Below are 16,086 nucleotides of genomic sequence, written 5' to 3'. Positions count from 1 at the left end.
CGAAGCAAATCAAATGCATTAAAGGGGGCCTCCGTGCTCCCTTTGTTTTGGACGGGGGCTAGAACAAGTTACGTTTTGCCCAAGCGACTGCTTGCATTCGGCTCTTCACTTCCAGTTTGCGGAAAATGCTATACAGGTGCGATTTCACAGTGTGTTCACTGACAAACAATGAGTCTGCAATATCAAGGTTAGAGCCGCCTTGGCACAGGGCGGTCAGTACTTGCATTTCTCGACGAGTGAGTTCAATTTCGAGTTTCGTATCCAGCTCAGTAACCGTGTGGTTAAGATTTACTAGATAGCCAAGCAGTCGATTGAGAATGTCTCTTGAGAGCCAGTTCTCCCCACTCAGAATACCTTTCAACCCTCTGATTACCTTGTCGAAGTCATCTTCAAAATAGAACAAGCCTTTGAGGTTTGACCAAGTGAGCAGGCTCTCCACGCCCAAATTTGGCTCAGCGTTTACCAACACCGTCGCATCAACATGTTCTAATTCACTGAGCGTCATTTTGACCTCCGAGAGATCGGGCAGGGAACTGTCGACGATCGCCATATAGTGCTCATCTCTATAGTGAGGTAATTCTACTTCAGCCCCTTTTGCTAATAGCACTGGCTGTCCAAGCTGTTGCTCGATGGCCGATTTTAAGCCTCGACCTTGTATATTATTGAAGGTAAACAATAAGATGGTACTGTTGGTTGCGTTGTTATTTATCATTAGTGGGCCTCCTGTCGAGACTGCATAAATTCATTTCCTACTTGATGGAAGCGATAGAGCACCAGATCTAAGAGTCCATCAAAGCAATGCTTCACCATGGGGTTTTCGAATATGTGTGTCGCGGGGGCTTTAAAAAACGTGACCCGCCGGTGGTGGTAGAAATCCCGTATGAAAATGTCGAATAGAAGTTGTTTAATTACGGGCTCATGAACCGGAAAATGGATGATGGCATTGCCCATAACTTGGATGATGTCAGTCACCAAGAATTTCAAAATTGAGCGCCCTAAATGCCATAAGCTGAGAATCCGAAATTCAGACCTCAGCTCTTGATAAATCAAATGTCCAACTAACATGCCCTTGCAATAGTAGAGGCGAGCCTTGCTGGGGGATTCACCAAACTGGTTGAGCGTGTCCTCTACACCTCCGGGGGTAATTAACTGCTTGTGGACGGCGTCAATCTGTTCGAACTCTGAATCGCTGATTTGGTTGAGAGAACAACTTTTCACATCGGTAACCTGATACTCGTAAACAATGTCTTTAAAGCTCAAATAGATGTTTTTACTTTGCGAGGCTTTTATCCTTTTATACTCGCTGGAAGTGTATTCATACTGCTCACCGATATAGTGAGAGAAGGCGAGTCGCTTTAACAAACTCGGTGTGACTTTTCCGCTTTCCCACTGACTTAATGTGGGTTGGTTTAAGCTTTCAAAAGCGCTGTAACTCCTTGCTAAGTCGTCCGCCAATTGACCTTGAGTTAATCCCCTCTCCTTTCGAATTGCAGCGACCGCATGCGAAAATTCTAACTTGCTAACCATATATCTACGTCCTGAACTCATTATATTTTTTGATTGCTTCGAAGCGGCTCGGAACGAGCCAAAACTCTATGTTCTTGATTTTTTAGTGAGGTACATCATTTGGTCTGCGTGCTGGATTAAGGAGTCACTACAGCTCCCTTCATAAGGGAAGCGCGCGACACCGACACTCAGACCGATGTGAACGTTTTGAAAATGGATAAAAATAGGTGCACTACATGCTTGGTGCAGCAAAGACTGAAACTGTTCTAAATCCTTTGTATGTTCTAGCTCGGGTAGACAAAGAATAAACTCATCGCCACCAATTCTCGTTGCGAACTGGCCATCACTTAGTAGATGCAAAATACGTTGGGCGGTAATGCGTAAAACCTTGTCTCCGGCATCATGCCCGAATTCGTCATTCACGGCTTTAAAGCCATCCAAGTCGATATAAAACAGAGTAAACGGTTGAGCACGCTGTATCTGTCGTTCTATCAGCTGATTGCCTTTAAAGCGGGAATAACACCCTGTTAGCTCGTCAATCTCGAGCAGTCTTTCTAGTTTTTCAACTTGTTCATATTGGGTTTGCCATGCGCAGTGCCAATAGCTCTCGATAGAGCGCAACCCTTTGTAAATAAATAGGTTGAACAAATACAGAAACGTACTCCGAATGGAGAACTCACTTAAACCCTGTAGTTTAAACAGGTCATTGCCTGCGGTTATCAAATCAATGTTAAAGCAAACTGCCATTGATAGGGTGTATGTGATTAATGACCAAAAAACACCGAACTCAATTAAGGCTAAAAGAAGGTTGATTGTGACTAATGACGAAAAGAGGAAGTGGCCGCCTAAGAAGTAGTACAGGTAAAAAGTGAGGGTGTAGCCGAGGATCAGAGCAATGACGACAGAGCGATGTCTTTGCTCAAATGCGAACGTTCGCCCCACCCAAAGGTAGGTAAAACAAGCAACCGCGGATAACACGTAAGGAAGGTATACAACATAATTAACCCCTCTGATTGCACAAGCGAGTAGGGTAATAAGAATCCCCAAACTTGTAGAGCGCATGTAGTAGCGCGTAAAGATTTTGGTGAACTGCGTTCTGTCCATAGTTATGTCTCAAAGGAACAGCAAATAATGGGCAGTCAGAGATAGGGTTCAGTATGGATTGAGTGTGGATAGAGAACGTGAGAAACAAAGAATTTGCACCGCATGAATTTGGAAATGCGAGGCGCATATGCTTTTTCGGGCGTTTTTCTCGTCTGCAAGCGACACTGCATTTCATAAAGATGCTCGATACCTACTGCCGTTTTTATAAACTATTCTATGAGGCGAGGTTGCATAAAACTATACGGTTTTCGGGAAAATGCCCCGATCTCAATATGTCCGCATAAAAAGTGGGTTAACAGCAAATTTTTCTAGGAAAAACTAATGCTTAAGTGCTATGAGGTGTGAGTTAAATCAGTCTTAAGTTTGAGATGTCTACTTGAGTTTTTGATGGATGCGGTAACCGGTTGCATAACCAAGATAAAACAGCGCTGCGAGCGTGACGAACGCAGAAATGTAGGCAATAAAGTGATTCAAACCTAATCCAAAAGACAAGGTGAATGCAATGCCATTCACGGCTTCCATCGGGATCTTGTACCAAGACGCATGCACGGTCGATCCAAATAGAATAAGTGTGCCAATTAAAAAGAGTGTGCCAATGGAAAGGCCAACCCATCTACTGCTGTTCATGTTCATCTCAAGAGTTACTGACTTCGTAACAAAATATTTCAAGAGAAACATTATACAACTGAGTGAGGGGGGAAGTGGTAGCAATATTTGCATGAATATGACAAGAGGCTACCGAAGTGACCTCTTTTTAACCAGATGGCGTCTTAATTATCCAATCCAATTAATGAAGTACGGAATGATAAGAGCATTGGCTAAATCGATGAAGAACGCACAAACCAAAGGCACGATAATAAACGCCTGATGCGAGTTACCGTATTTCTGAGCAACTGCAGACATGTTGGCCATAGCGGTTGGGGTAGAACCCAAAGATATGCCGCCAAACCCAGAGCACACTACAGCAGCGTCGTAGTTTTTCCCCATCAATGGAAAGACGACAAATATCGCGATACAAATTGCCACCAGGAACTGCGCACCAAGAATGATAAAAATAGGTCCAGCCAAATCGACCAAAGCCCATAACTGCATGCTCATCAGTGACATGGCCAAGAAAGCGCCCAACGCCATATCAGCAATCAACGCAACTGCTGGTTTTCTTGCTGGCCAACGAGTGCCTGTAAGGCGAGGGTAAGAGGCGGGAATAAGATTAGAAATCAAAATACCGGCAAACAAACAGGTCACAAACAACGGCAATTCCAGTCCTAAGCTGCTTACTCCTTCGTTCAAAATCGCACCCAAGATGATACAAACATGGATTGCTAACATCGCATCTAAGAAGTCATAAGCATTGATAGACGGTTGCGGTTCATCCTGCGCCGTACCCACGTCCATTTCTTCCACTTTAGCTGGCTTTAGGTTGTGTTTGTTGATCAGGTATTTTGCAATCGGTCCGCCCATCAAGCTTGCTAAGATTAAGCCAAACGTTGCACTTGCGATGCCGATTTCCATGGCTGTATCAAGATCGAATATTTCAGCGATGCGAGGTGACCACGCAATCGCAGTGCCGTGTCCGCCGATCAGAGACACCGTGCCGCTCAACAAGCCAACCGCCTCTGGCTGACCTAACATGGTCGCGATTCCAATGCCGGTTAGGTTTTGAATCAACATATAACCGATGGTGACCGAAAGCAGGATCAATAATGGCTTGCCGCCTTTGAACAGATCTTGAAGGCTGGCGTTGATGCCGATAGTGGTGAAGAAATACACCAACAACAAGTCTCGGGTAGCAAGATCAAATTGAACATCGATTTGAGTAACGTAATGGATAACGGCGAACAGCACCGATACCAAGATGCCGCCGGAAACCGGTTCAGGAATACTGAATTCCTTTAAGAAACTGCTGGCTTGGGTTAGGCGCCTGCCTAAAAACAACACGATGATCCCGAGGGTCACCGCGAGAAAAGATTCGACTTGTAATACACCGTCGACAAAGTTCATAACCACTCCTGTTTTGGTAAAACATGATGAGAGAATTAATCGGTACGTTTATCTCTAAACATACTGACATGTTTGTATGACATCCAATTGCATACCAACGAATTTGAACCAAGTCGGATTGTGCTGAGAATCGTATTTTCGTAACCGATAGAAAAGAGGAGCAATACAAGGTCACATGTACCTATGCATGACTCCTCTTGCTTCGATTAAGGGCTCGTTAGTTAAATAGCCAGTAGCTTTCTGGATTGTCTGGACATTGATAAGGACCACATTCGGCAAAAGTCCCAATCACATTGAGTGCCACAACAGAAATCGCCAGCAAACATGTTATGCGACCTAGGTTGCTCATTTCGTAAGGTTCTGGAGACTCCTCTTTACTGGTGAGCATCAGAATAACGGCGACCGCGAAAATGGTGGCAACAAACAACACAAACGCCCAAGTGTAATAGTGCATCCCGAAGATAGGGCTACCGTATCCAGGCGTACCGGGAATTACGTGCAAAGAGACTTGTCTCAGCGACGTAGCGACGCCATAGAGTGCGCCAATAAGGACGACACCATAATGTCGAGGCTGCGGTCCATACACCACGTTCAACAAGAAGCCGAACATGATCATGATGAAGCCAATGCGCTGCAATAAACACAAAGGACAAGGCAATTCATTCAGTACAAATTGCAGAACAAAGCCAATCAGTAGAACGGCTGTCATGCCCAGTAAACCAAGGGTATTGAGCAAAGCCAGATAGTTTCGATTCATGTGCAGTCCCCCTCTACAACAAGATTGAGAGAGGGTCGGTGGCGTGATGATTGAACCAATACAGTCCAATGATCACCGAGGAAGCAAAGAAGGCATAGCCCACCGCTTTCTTACCTAAAAATGCACTGAGCATCGCAATCAATAACAGCAAAAAGATTAATGTCATCATGAGGGATTTCCTTCCTTACTCTCTGATTTCAATCCTTTTAACTATAGGAAACGCGAGCTAATGCGCGACTTTATGCACAATAAAAAAGAGGAGGGGTTAGATTCGAGGTCCCAGATGAAGCTAACCCACTCCCCAAAATCGTTACTTAACTCATTCGGTTTAACTTTGTGGAGATTGCTCTAATGCCCAATCGCCACCCAATGATTTGTAGAGTGCGACAGTGACCTGAGCGGTTTGCAATTTGGCTGCGATTTGTCGGTCTTGCATCATGCGTTGTTGGCGCTGAGCATCCAGTACCGACAAGTGGTCAATTAACCCAGCACGGTAAAGGGATTTGGCTTTCCCCACGGCTTTATCTGTCGCAACCAGAGCATCATCAATACGGCGCTGATTCTCTTGGCTTCTGCCATAAGCAAATAGTGTGGAATCCACTTCAGCAAAAGCCGAATCTACGGCGTGTTGGTAAGTCAGAGTTGCTGCGTCAAAACGAGCTTGGTTGATGTCCTCTAAAGCATCGCCACGACCACCATCGAAGACATTCCAACTGATGCCTGCCGCGCCAACCCAGCCGAAAGAATCACTGCTAAACAGATCATCAAAGCTAGAAGCGGACACGCCCGGAGCGCCAGTTAAGAAGAACTTCGGATATTGATTGGCAATACTTGCCGCAAGTTCTTCATTGATGGCTGCCATTTCTCGCTCTGCTAAGCGGATATCAGGGCGACGCTGGAGTAAGTCTGAAGGTAATCCGATTGGCACGACATTCTGCATTGCTGGTACACCTTGAGTTTCTGCAAGTCGCACTTCGACTTTCGATAAAGGCTCACCAAGCAGTACCGCGATACGATGTTTGTGTACTTGCTGCGCGATTTCCAATTGAGGAATGATTGATTCCATCGCTGCAAGCGTCGCTTTGGCTTGCGCTAAATCGAGATCCGAGCCATAACCGCTACGAACCACTTTCTCGACCAAGTCCATGGTTTTTCTTTGGTCTTCAAGGTTTGATTTAGCTAAGTCGAGACGCTCGCTTGCCCCTTGATACTGCAAGTAGTTATGAATCAAGTCCGCAGTAAGCAAAGTCGTCAGTCCGCTTTGATAAATCTCTGCTTGCTCAACACGAATTTGTGCGGCATTGGATTGACGATCAATGCGACCGAACAAATCCAATTCCCAAGCGATACTCGCTCCAGCAAACACACCATCGTGCTGATTGTCCAACAAGGTTGTATTGGCAATTTGTGGTGGCAGGCCAGCGGCGGAATCACCAATTGGGTTCAGCGCAGGGCCAAGCAGCGAGTCGTTCTTACTGAGCTGATAATTGACGTATCCGGCACCAACATTGATGGTTGGCACCTTGAATGACTCGACAACGGTCTTATAGCTGTCTGCCATTTTGATGCGCTCTGCCGCGACCTTAAGCGGGATGTTTTGGCTTTGCAAATCAAGCACCAAATCGTTCAACGTTGGGTCGTTAAACTCTGTCCACCAAAACGCTTCTCTCTCATCATTGTTGCTGACACAATTCTGGTCGGCATACAAATAAGTCTCTGCCATGCTGGTGGTTGGCGTTTGATAGTCTGGCCCAACGGCACAACCGGATAAACTTATTGCCAATACCAGTGGCGCGATAACGAACTTTCTCATGATTACGCCTCCTTCAATTCAGCGTCAGTTTGCGTGGTTGGTGATGTTTCTCTGTATGCCAAGCGATACAGTGCCGGCATGATGAACAGTGACAACACGGTCGCCGCTGCCAGACCGCCGATGATGGTGGCTGCCATTTGGTCGAACAGTAGATCCGATAGCAGCGGGATCATGCCGAGTGCGGTTGTTAGTGCGCCCATCGAAATCGCCATGGTACGGTTAACGGTGGCTTCTTTGATGGCATCCGATAATGGGCGGCCATTCGCACGTTCAAGTTCAATTTGGTCCATCAGTACAATGCCGTTTTTAATGATCATGCCCGTCAGGGTGATGGCACCAATCAACGCCATAAAGCCGAATGGTTTGCCAAAACCAAGCAGAGCAAAGGTGGCACCTGTTGCCGCTAATGGGAGTGTGGCTAGAATGATGATCGGTTGCTTAAAGCCGTTAAACATTGCGACCAGAATGATCACCATGATCAGCATGGCTTTTGGTAGCTGTTTAAAGATGTCAGTAACCGCTTTGTGTTCATCGTAGTATTCGCCGCCCCATTCCAAGCTGTAGCCGGCTGGCAGAGGAATCGCTTCGATTTGATCTTTCACCGCGTTGCGTACTCTTGCTGGTGTGGTTGAACGCTCAACACCTGCTTGTGCTGTGATTGTTTTGACGCGATTGCGGCGCCAGATCATGCTCTCTTCTGGTACTAGCTCAAAGCCATCAACCACTTGCCCTAGAGGCACACTGTACATGCCAAGTAGCGAGCGCACGGGCAATGTTTCTAGTGACGCCATATTTTGCGAAGTGCCACGCAGCTGAATTGGAATCAACTCATCATTAAGGTTCATCTGACCTAATGGCATGCCATCAGAAGCGCGTTTCAGAGCAAAGGCGATGTCCGCACGGTTAATGCCAGCCTGGCGCATCTTGTCTTGATTGATGATGGGTTTGAGCACCTTGCTTTCTTGACGCCAGTCATCACGAACGTATTTGGCATCTGGGTGAGTAACAAAGATGGCTTTTGCTTGATCCGCCAGTTGGTGCAACACCGCTTCATCAGGGCCAGAGAAGCGAGCTTCTACCGCATACTTGTCTGAGGTCGCCAGTTTTAGTGCTCTAAAGCGAGGTTCTGCGTCTGGGAAAGTGTTTTGCAACCACTTGTCACCACGTTCAACAAGTTGGCTGATGCTTTCGTAATCCTTGGTGTTAATCAATATCTGCCCGTAAGCAGGATCAAGCGGTTCTGGTTCTACGGTCACCGAGAAACGCGGTGCACTTGCGCCCATGTAGCTAGAGATGCTTTCTACTTCTGGCTGCTTGAGTAGCCACTGCTCGACTTTGCGCATATCTGCTGAGGTTTGCTCGATCTTGGCGCCATTCGGTAGCCAGTAATCAAGAAACACGATAGGGCGATCCGATTGCGGGATAAAGTTCACCGCTACGTAAAGCACGGCCACGGCAGTCACCAAAAGCAGGGGAATCAATGCTGTCAGTGCTTTCATTGGGTTATCAACCGTCCAAAACACCAATTGCTTGTAACGGCTTGGCTTTGCATCTTCATCGATAGGTGTTGGTTTGATGAACATCCAACACATCAGCACAGTGAAGGTCATCGCGACCAACCAAGACAAAAGAAGCGAAGACGCGACGATGTAGAACACTGAACCCGCAAACTCGGCTGAGTCGGTTTTGGAGAACAGAACTGGACTTGCACCCATGATGGCAATGACGGTCGCGCCAAGCAGGGGGACGGCGGTTTCCTTAACTGAATCAATCGCAGCACGTGTGCGTTCGATGCCTTTGCCCAGTTTTACGATCATCATGTCAGTGATCACGATGGCGTTGTCTACCAACATACCTAGAGCAAGAATGAAGGTACCAAGCGAGACTCGGTGCAAATCAATGCCTGCAATGTTCATGTAGATCAGCGTGAGCAGGATAGTCAGCAATAAGCTCGAACCCACAATTGTCGCACTCTTAAAGCCCATGAAGACCAACAGCACCACAAACACAATGCCGACACTTTCAAGCAGGTTACCGACGAAGTCATCAATCGCTTTTTGCACTTCTTCAGGTTGGTAAGCCACAGTAGAAATATCAACGCCAAGCGGCAGTGTTTGTTGGTAGTTTTGGATGATGTCGCGAATCGTGTCGCCGAGCGAGACCACATTAATGCCTTCAACAGGGCTGACTGCTAGCGTCACCGCAGGCTCACCATTAAATCGGCTTTCTGTTAGCGCTGGTGTTTGGTAGCCCATGGATACATCGGCGATGTCACCTAAGCGAATCAAGCCTGTACCTAGCTCACTCACGCCACCTTTGATGACCAAGTTACGAATATCATCTAATGATTGAAATTCACTGGTTTGAGTAATACGAATGCGCTCGGTGCCAGCATCGAACTTGCCTGCCTCAAAGGTCATGTTCTGTGTGCTGAGTTGGTTCCACACCTGCGCGACAGACAAACCATATTGAGCCAGACGTTCGTCAGGCATATCAATGTAAACCACTCGCGGTTGCACGCCGTGTAGCTCAATCTTCTTAATGCCTTTTACGGCTTTGATTTGGCGTTGTAATTCTTCTGCATAGCGGCGTAACTCTTCTGGTGCGGCGTCTTGGCTATGGATAGAGAAAAGCATGCCATACACTTCAGAGAACTCATCCTGAACAATGCTGATTTGCGCTGTAGATGGCAGTTGCAGTTTCACGTCGTCGACTTTGCGGCGCAGTAAATCCCATTGTTGCGGAAGCGCTTTGGAATTGAGGCTCTCTTTCAAGTCGACAAATACCATTGACATCCCCGGACGAGACAAAGAACGCAGGCGATTCAATTCGGCCATTTCTTGCAGCTTGGTCTCAATGGTATCGGTGACTTGTTGTTCTACTTCTTCCGCCGAGGCGCCCGGATACAAGGTGACAACGACGGCGGTTTTAACCGTGAAGCTTGGGTCTTCCAACTTGCCTAAATCGAAGTAAGAATACAGCCCCGCCACCACACTTAAGGCGATAAAGAACAACACGAAAGTACGCTGTCTTATCGCGAATTCAGCTAAATTGATCATGATTCGAACCTATAGCGTTTTGATGGTTAAGTTCGGCGTGTTGTCGCCAGCTTGCAGATAATGGGTGCCGCTAATGACCACATAGTCGCCTTGGTGGAAAGCGCCAGAGACACAAGCCTGATGCGAGTCGATGGATTGCAATGTCACTGGCTCGGTATGCACGATAGCGTCACGAACGACATTGACGTGTAGCGTTTTCTTTTCACCTAAAATCGCAGAATAGGGAAAGCAATGACTGGATTGATGTGGCTGAAATGAGGTTGTGACCGTAACAGCTTTGCCATTGAACAGCTCGTTAGAAATTGAATCGATAGCTAGAGTGACAGGGTAAGTTTGTTTGATGAGGTGCTTTTTAGGCGCGATTTCAGCGACGTTCGCACGGTATGTTTGCTCTGAACCATACCAAGACAGTACCGCCGTTTGCCCAAGATTAAACTGACGAATCATGTTCTCAGGCACGTCGATATCCACTTCCCACTGACCGTCTTGTTGAAGAGTGGCGATGCTAACGCCCGGCAGTGTCTGCTCGAATGCGTCGATTCGTACCTCGCCAATGCTGCCAGAAAATGGTGCACGCAGTGTGGTGTAAGCCAAGGCATCTTCCGCGCGTTGGATATTCTTCTCTACCACTTTAACCGCAGACAAACTACGCTCATAACCGCTGATGGCTCGATCCAAATTCACACTGGCAATCGCGTCATCATCGGTGGCTTGTTTCACGCGTTTTAGCTCAGCCTTTGCGAGTTTATGCGCAGACTTTGCTTCCAGCATGCGCGCTTGCAACTCTTCCAGTGAGACTTGGTAATCGTGAGGATCAAGCGTTGCAATGATCTGTCCTTTCTCGACATGATCGCCTTTCTTCACCAAAACGCGGTCAACGGTGCCAGGAACGCGAAAAGAAAGGGAGGCGGTCTCTTTTGCTTGAACAATGCCACTAAACGATTTGTTCAATGCCGCGTTTTCACCCGTGACTTCAACAACTTGAATTGGGCGAGGGGACACTGGTTCGGTGAACGTGGTTTGGCTTTGATTACAGCCAAACAGTGCCAATGTCGCGGCACCTAATGCAGTAGTTTTGAATAGACGATTCATACGATGGCTCCATAATTTTGGTGCCATCATACAATTGTACAATGTTCAGATAATCACTCGGCAATGAGACTCACTGTCTCAAAAAACGAGACAATGCATTCAGCTAAACGAGTTTTGGGACTTCTTTAATGAGGTGGTCAATAAGTAAGCGGCTAGCCTGACTCAATGTCTTAGGTTGCGGGTAGAGCAACCAACCCGATTCTTCAGTGACAGAATATTGTGACAATAGTTGTACCAAACTGCCGGATTCCAACTCACGCTTCACCAGTAGCTTAGGCATAAAGGTGATGCCACGATCTAAAATCGTCGCGTTCTTAATAAAGCCAATGTTGTTGGAAATGAGCTTCGGATGCAGTTGCACACTTTGTTCTTGGAAGTGCCATACATTGTCTACCTCACCATTTGGCCAACGAAAACAGACACACTGGTGTTCCTTCAGTTGTTCGAGGTTTTCTGGCATGCCGTGTGTTTCGAGGTAATTGGGAGAAGCGACTAAACAACGGTCGAGTGTCAAAAGCTTACGGGCAACGATGTCGGAATCAAATAGAGCACCACCATGGAAAGCGATGTCCAAGCCCTGTTGGAACATATCACTAAAGCCATTGTTGATGTTGCGAATATCCAACTCAACGTGTGGGTATTTATCGTGGAAGTTAAATAGAATTGGGCGAACCAGTTCATCGGTTTCTGGCAGTAACCCAAGTTTGATGCGGCCGCGAACTTCATTGGTGTCGTTACTGACTTGTTCGTTCGCCGAATCGAGCATCGTCAGCGCTTTTTGCAGGTTCTCGTAGTAGGCTTCGCCATTATTGGTTAGCGATAAACTGCGTGTGGTGCGATGGAATAACTGAGCGCCTAAAGATTGCTCTAATTCGCCAATTCGTCGACTCACATTCGCGCGCGGCAGATCTAATGCGTTTGCCGCGGCGGTAAAGCTTCCTAGCTCGACCACTTTAATGAAGAGTTTAAGATCGTCGATTTTCACACTGGCGCTCCATGCTTATTGAACACTGTACTAAACCGTGACACTCTAAAGCATCATAACGTTATGCACAAAATATAACGTGACTTTTGATAACAGATACTTTTTTGAAAAGAGAAATAGGAAATTAATGTGCTGAGAGTCATTCAACGTCGTCGAATCAAGAAGGTCATTAAGTTGCTTTCTGCCAGATTGATTAAGGGCTATGGAAGTCGCGAGTATTTCTCTATCGGACAAGTGCAAAGCAGCACAAGCGAGTTGAGCAAGCGCCAACAACAGATCGCTTTGGCTCTGTATGCCGATCCTCAAGAATTGACCGCAGAAGTTAGAGCTGAGCTTACTTCCTTGCGTGCTGATGTCTCGAATGACTTTTTTGATGGTGGAGATTACACCGCACAAGATGTACTGAATCTACTTGGTTCGGGTGGTTGGAAAGGCGGTCGTATGGACGATGACATGTCGCACCGATTCGGAATGAATAGCCGATACTAAACAGGGTTGTACTAGGGAACGAATCACGATGAAGCAACTGGATCTCAACTTACTTCGTATCTTTCTGGTGTTACTTGAAACCAAGAACACACGTATTGCGGGTGACCAATTAGCGTTGAGTCAACCCGCAGTCAGCAAAGCGTTGGGAAGGCTGCGTGATTACTTTGATGATGAGTTGTTTACTCGTGTTCACTCTGGCTTAAAGCCAACGCCTCGTGCACTTGAGCTGGGTGACAAGCTGCCGATGATCATGGAAAGTTTGGATGAGGTGATTCTAGATTCGCCAAAGTTTGAGCCTGCCGATTACCAAGGCAACATTACCATTGCGATTAATGGCTTTATCTCCAATTGGCTCGGTGCACGCTTGTGTCTTGCGGTGATTGAAGAGGCACCAAACGCACAAGTAAACATAGTGAATTGGGGCTCTCAAACACTCAAAAAGTTGCTCGATGGCGAAATTCAAGCGGCCATCAACTATTCGCCGATCGACACCAATAAGCAATTTACCCACCAAGTGATTGGTGAAGATGATTTTGTTGGGTTAGTTAAAATCCACCACCCGTTGGCAGGAAAGACCCTGTCTCAAGCTGAAATCAATCAAGCAGAATACGCCAGTTTGGTGGTGCCGGGTTGGAATGATACTCAGCCCTTTATTGCTAAGCACCTTTCAAGTGAAGTGTTGAAAGTAAAAGCGCGAAGCTCCTATCTGCATACCTTGCTTGATGTGGTCAAACAGAGTGAGATCATCTTGCCTTGCTCTCGACAGCTTGCTCATTATCTGCGCGGTGAGTTTGGATATGTCTCTTTCCCTAATCACACCCCAGATGAGCTTAAAAATATTGTGCTGGTGGAATCGCACAATAAACGCATGCACCCGATGCATCAGTGGCTCAAACGAAAAATCATCACTACTTCCCAAGCTATCATCCAAGAAAAACAATAAGCCTCTCCATCGAGAGGCTTGTTCTTAGAGGTGTGTTCTCAGAGGCTTGGTCTGAAGAGATTAAGCCTGTTCTGCGTTATTTTGCCGTCACGTTCGGGAAGTTGTGCATTTCCTCAATCGCTTTGGCTTTGTCACTTGGACGGTAAGCACGCAGCGCGAAGTTCCAGCCCGCATCGTTCACTTCAATTACGTTATTCGCGGCACCACAGGTCTCGCCTTTAGGTGCGAAGTGAATGGTGTAAGAGCCATCTTTGTTTGGTACAGCGGAGGTTGAGTCTGCGCTGTTGTTATCCGTCATCAACCAGCCTTTGCCTGAGTATGCCGTGATAGACCAGTAACCGCCTTTTTCGTAGCTCAGTGACGGTTTATCGAAGGTGATGTCAGCACACTCAACTTTGCCAGTACCTGCTCGTGAAGAGTACACCGCGTATTCTGCTGGTAAGCCAGCCCAACCTACAGCGGTACCAATCATAAATTGCTTGTTATCTGGTGTTGCAGTAATGCCAGTAGTGAAGGCTTCTTCAGTCTTAATCGTATTGACTTGCTTCTCCCATTTCGCACGTACCGCGTCGCGAGAGGCGCTGTCCCAATCTTGCGCTGGCTTAAATGGTTTTGCGGATTTTGCATCAATCACGGCGGCATCTTGTAAGCGATGTGCTTCTTCCATGCCTGCCGTCGTAGCGGTACGCATTAAGATGTAAATGTAATCCGAGCCTGCAATTTTCGAATCAATGTAGATCTCGTCACCACCGTAAATGGCCATGTGGTTGTCGTGATTGTTGTTGAAGAAATGCATGATTTGGTAAGCATCACCTTTCGCTAAACGGAAAGTGGCCCCTTTGGACACATCGACCACGGCTGTTGAGTAGAGCAAGTCGGTGTTTGAGCGAATGATCATCTGATTATCAACGGTGACGCTGTCTCGGTTGTGGTCAAACACATTGATAGGTTGGCGCTCTAGTTGTTGAGTGAAGTACAAGTCAGTTTCTGCATGGGCGAAGTTTTCGTCGGTCACTTTAACGGCTGCCATGGTCTGCATAGAGGTGATGGCAATAAGAGTCGCTAAGATGGTCTTTTTCATGTCGCTTACCTTGAGGTCGTCATTAAGAGATGACCTCACTTTATCGATATGCCTGTGATGACAGAAATGAATTGATGTAATTCAGATAATAACCAAATCGAATTGTAAGCTTGGACTGCTAGCCGTCACACGCGATGCTGTTTTCGATATTGCAAAGGGGTGGTGCCATTGAAGCGTTTGAACTGGCGGATAAAAGAATCGGCAGAAGCGTAGCAAAGCATGTCAGCAATGGTGCGGATTGGATACTCGCTGTTGGTGAGCAGCTTCTTACTCTCGGTGTCGCGAACTGAATTCACGATATCTCGGTAGGTGAGGTCATTTTTGTTCAACAAGTTCTGCAACGTTCTCGGGTGGATGCCGAGCATTTTGCTGACCAAGGTTTTGCTGATATCACCGAGAGGAAGCAATAACAGAATCGAGTTGGTGGTGATTTCCAATAGCGTGTTGTGATGTTGAAGGCCGTGAGAGACTTTGCGTCGCATTTGATTGGTAATGGTCATCTCCAAATCGGGCTTTTCTGCGAGTAGGGCTTTGGGGAACTCAAAACCATCGAACTGACTACCCAATATCACTTTGCATCCAAAGAAACGTTCAAGACGTTCTATCTGTGTTTGCTGCTGTACTCCTGATTCACCTTGGTAGCGCGCTCTAAAATGCACTTGATACAACTTCAACCGTTCGCCCAATACCATCGTGAACGTTGTAATGATACCTCCGATAGAAAGCAAAGCGTGTTGGCTTGTATCGACATTGGGTTCGAATAAGAACTGGGTAAAGTGGCGAGCAATGTCTTCACGAATATCAAGTTGATGGCGAGAAGCACGTTGCTGATAGCTGTAAAGACCAAACAAAACCGGATAGATGTTTGCGAGAGATTCCTGACTGGCAATCAGCAACATAGCGATGTCCAAAGACTGGTAGTCAATCAAGGTACTGAGCTCTAGGGCGAACAGCGGGTCTTTAGTCTCTTTGGCAGCCAAGTTCAGCAGTTCTGCAAATTGCTGGTGGCTAAGCTCTTGGTTTTCATCGTGTAAGGTTGAGATTTGAATGTTGAGCTTTGAGATTAAGGTTTGAGGCTCAACACCATATCGTCTGCACAATTTAGGAAAAGCAGAGAGGTATAACGCACTCAATCGATATTCGTTTTTCACTCAAATATTCTCAAAATGTCAATTTTCAGTCTCGGCTTGTTTTTATACTGCGCCACATTGAGTTGGTCAAGAAATGACTGATTTCAACTTCATCCTCCCGATATC

The 16,086-nt window shown here is 46.7% G+C and carries 15 protein-coding genes; 2 read left to right on the top strand and 13 right to left on the bottom strand.

Annotated elements, in window-relative coordinates; all coding sequences use genetic code 11:
• Positions 1–58 precede the first annotated feature (58 nt).
• From A9237_RS24125 to A9237_RS24075, 11 genes are all read right to left on the bottom strand, one after another.
• Positions 59–712 carry a LuxR C-terminal-related transcriptional regulator gene (locus tag A9237_RS24125; protein ID WP_078609912.1) on the bottom strand — a complete coding sequence of 218 codons (654 nt, stop codon included), beginning with the start codon at positions 710–712 and terminating at the stop codon, positions 59–61.
• Positions 712–1,527: a helix-turn-helix domain-containing protein gene (locus A9237_RS24120; RefSeq protein WP_078609911.1), complete on the bottom strand. Its 816-nt coding sequence runs from the start codon at positions 1,525–1,527 to the stop codon at positions 712–714. Before A9237_RS24120 ends, A9237_RS24125 begins: the two co-directional genes overlap by 1 nt.
• 66 nt (positions 1,528–1,593) lie before the next feature.
• Positions 1,594–2,610, bottom strand: coding sequence for a GGDEF domain-containing protein (locus A9237_RS24115; RefSeq protein WP_078609910.1), 1,017 nt, complete (start codon positions 2,608–2,610; stop codon positions 1,594–1,596).
• A gap of 372 nt (positions 2,611–2,982) precedes the next feature.
• Positions 2,983–3,237, bottom strand: a complete 255-nt coding sequence (locus tag A9237_RS24110; protein ID WP_005441438.1) for a hypothetical protein — start codon at positions 3,235–3,237, stop codon at positions 2,983–2,985.
• A gap of 147 nt (positions 3,238–3,384) precedes the next feature.
• Positions 3,385–4,611, bottom strand: a complete 1,227-nt coding sequence (gene gltS / locus A9237_RS24100; protein WP_078609909.1) for a sodium/glutamate symporter — start codon at positions 4,609–4,611, stop codon at positions 3,385–3,387.
• A 217-nt stretch (positions 4,612–4,828) separates the two neighbouring features.
• A complete protein-coding gene (locus tag A9237_RS24095; protein ID WP_041056611.1) occupies positions 4,829–5,368 on the bottom strand; it encodes a disulfide bond formation protein B in 540 nt (179 codons plus the stop codon).
• Positions 5,369–5,381: 13 nt separating this feature from the next.
• Positions 5,382–5,537 (bottom strand): DUF5993 family protein, encoded by a 156-nt coding sequence (locus A9237_RS27430; protein WP_005429588.1) that lies wholly within the window; start codon positions 5,535–5,537, stop codon positions 5,382–5,384.
• A gap of 159 nt (positions 5,538–5,696) precedes the next feature.
• Positions 5,697–7,181, bottom strand: coding sequence for an efflux transporter outer membrane subunit (locus A9237_RS24090; RefSeq protein WP_078609908.1), 1,485 nt, complete (start codon positions 7,179–7,181; stop codon positions 5,697–5,699).
• 2 nt (positions 7,182–7,183) lie between these two features.
• Positions 7,184–10,240, bottom strand: a complete 3,057-nt coding sequence (locus tag A9237_RS24085; protein ID WP_078609907.1) for an efflux RND transporter permease subunit — start codon at positions 10,238–10,240, stop codon at positions 7,184–7,186.
• Positions 10,241–10,249: 9 nt separating this feature from the next.
• The gene (locus A9237_RS24080) at positions 10,250–11,332 is read right to left on the bottom strand and encodes an efflux RND transporter periplasmic adaptor subunit (protein WP_078609906.1); all 1,083 of its coding nucleotides are present in this window, start codon (positions 11,330–11,332) and stop codon (positions 10,250–10,252) included.
• A 103-nt stretch (positions 11,333–11,435) separates the two neighbouring features.
• Complete coding sequence (locus A9237_RS24075) at positions 11,436–12,317, bottom strand: LysR family transcriptional regulator (protein ID WP_020196069.1); 882 nt, start codon at positions 12,315–12,317, stop codon at positions 11,436–11,438.
• 129 nt (positions 12,318–12,446) lie between these two features.
• On the opposite strand from A9237_RS24075, the gene A9237_RS24070 reads away from it, so the two are divergent.
• Both A9237_RS24070 and A9237_RS24065 read left to right on the top strand, forming a co-directional pair.
• Complete coding sequence (locus tag A9237_RS24070) at positions 12,447–12,806, top strand: DUF6559 family protein (protein ID WP_041056625.1); 360 nt, start codon at positions 12,447–12,449, stop codon at positions 12,804–12,806.
• A 28-nt stretch (positions 12,807–12,834) separates the two neighbouring features.
• Positions 12,835–13,749, top strand: a complete 915-nt coding sequence (locus A9237_RS24065; RefSeq protein ID WP_078609905.1) for a LysR family transcriptional regulator — start codon at positions 12,835–12,837, stop codon at positions 13,747–13,749.
• 76 nt (positions 13,750–13,825) lie between these two features.
• Here the strand turns inward: A9237_RS24065 and A9237_RS24060 are convergent, their stop codons facing one another.
• Both A9237_RS24060 and A9237_RS24055 read right to left on the bottom strand, forming a co-directional pair.
• A complete protein-coding gene (locus A9237_RS24060) occupies positions 13,826–14,830 on the bottom strand; it encodes a DUF1214 domain-containing protein (RefSeq protein ID WP_078609904.1) in 1,005 nt (334 codons plus the stop codon).
• A 125-nt stretch (positions 14,831–14,955) separates the two neighbouring features.
• Positions 14,956–15,981 (bottom strand): AraC family transcriptional regulator, encoded by a 1,026-nt coding sequence (locus A9237_RS24055; RefSeq protein ID WP_078609903.1) that lies wholly within the window; start codon positions 15,979–15,981, stop codon positions 14,956–14,958.
• Positions 15,982–16,086: the final 105 nt, after the last annotated feature.

The sequence above is a fragment of the Vibrio owensii genome, assembly GCF_002021755.1.
Lineage (GTDB): Bacteria > Pseudomonadota > Gammaproteobacteria > Enterobacterales > Vibrionaceae > Vibrio > Vibrio owensii.
The sequence above is the reverse complement of the archived record's forward strand: the minus strand, read 5'-3'. Positions and strand labels throughout refer to the sequence as shown.

Excerpts from the sequence above, each read along its gene's own strand:
- A9237_RS24125 (WP_078609912.1), bottom strand. The coding sequence starts at position 712 with ATGATAAATAACAACGCAACCAACAGTACCATCTTATTGTTTACCTTC.
- A9237_RS24120 (WP_078609911.1), bottom strand. The coding sequence starts at position 1,527 with ATGGTTAGCAAGTTAGAATTTTCGCATGCGGTCGCTGCAATTCGAAAG.
- A9237_RS24115 (WP_078609910.1), bottom strand. The coding sequence starts at position 2,610 with ATGGACAGAACGCAGTTCACCAAAATCTTTACGCGCTACTACATGCGC.
- A9237_RS24110 (WP_005441438.1), bottom strand. The coding sequence starts at position 3,237 with ATGAACAGCAGTAGATGGGTTGGCCTTTCCATTGGCACACTCTTTTTA.
- gltS (WP_078609909.1), bottom strand. The coding sequence starts at position 4,611 with ATGAACTTTGTCGACGGTGTATTACAAGTCGAATCTTTTCTCGCGGTG.
- A9237_RS24095 (WP_041056611.1), bottom strand. The coding sequence starts at position 5,368 with ATGAATCGAAACTATCTGGCTTTGCTCAATACCCTTGGTTTACTGGGC.
- A9237_RS27430 (WP_005429588.1), bottom strand. The coding sequence starts at position 5,537 with ATGATGACATTAATCTTTTTGCTGTTATTGATTGCGATGCTCAGTGCA.
- A9237_RS24090 (WP_078609908.1), bottom strand. The coding sequence starts at position 7,181 with ATGAGAAAGTTCGTTATCGCGCCACTGGTATTGGCAATAAGTTTATCC.
- A9237_RS24085 (WP_078609907.1), bottom strand. The coding sequence starts at position 10,240 with ATGATCAATTTAGCTGAATTCGCGATAAGACAGCGTACTTTCGTGTTG.
- A9237_RS24080 (WP_078609906.1), bottom strand. The coding sequence starts at position 11,332 with ATGAATCGTCTATTCAAAACTACTGCATTAGGTGCCGCGACATTGGCA.
- A9237_RS24065 (WP_078609905.1), top strand. The coding sequence starts at position 12,835 with ATGAAGCAACTGGATCTCAACTTACTTCGTATCTTTCTGGTGTTACTT.
- A9237_RS24060 (WP_078609904.1), bottom strand. The coding sequence starts at position 14,830 with ATGAAAAAGACCATCTTAGCGACTCTTATTGCCATCACCTCTATGCAG.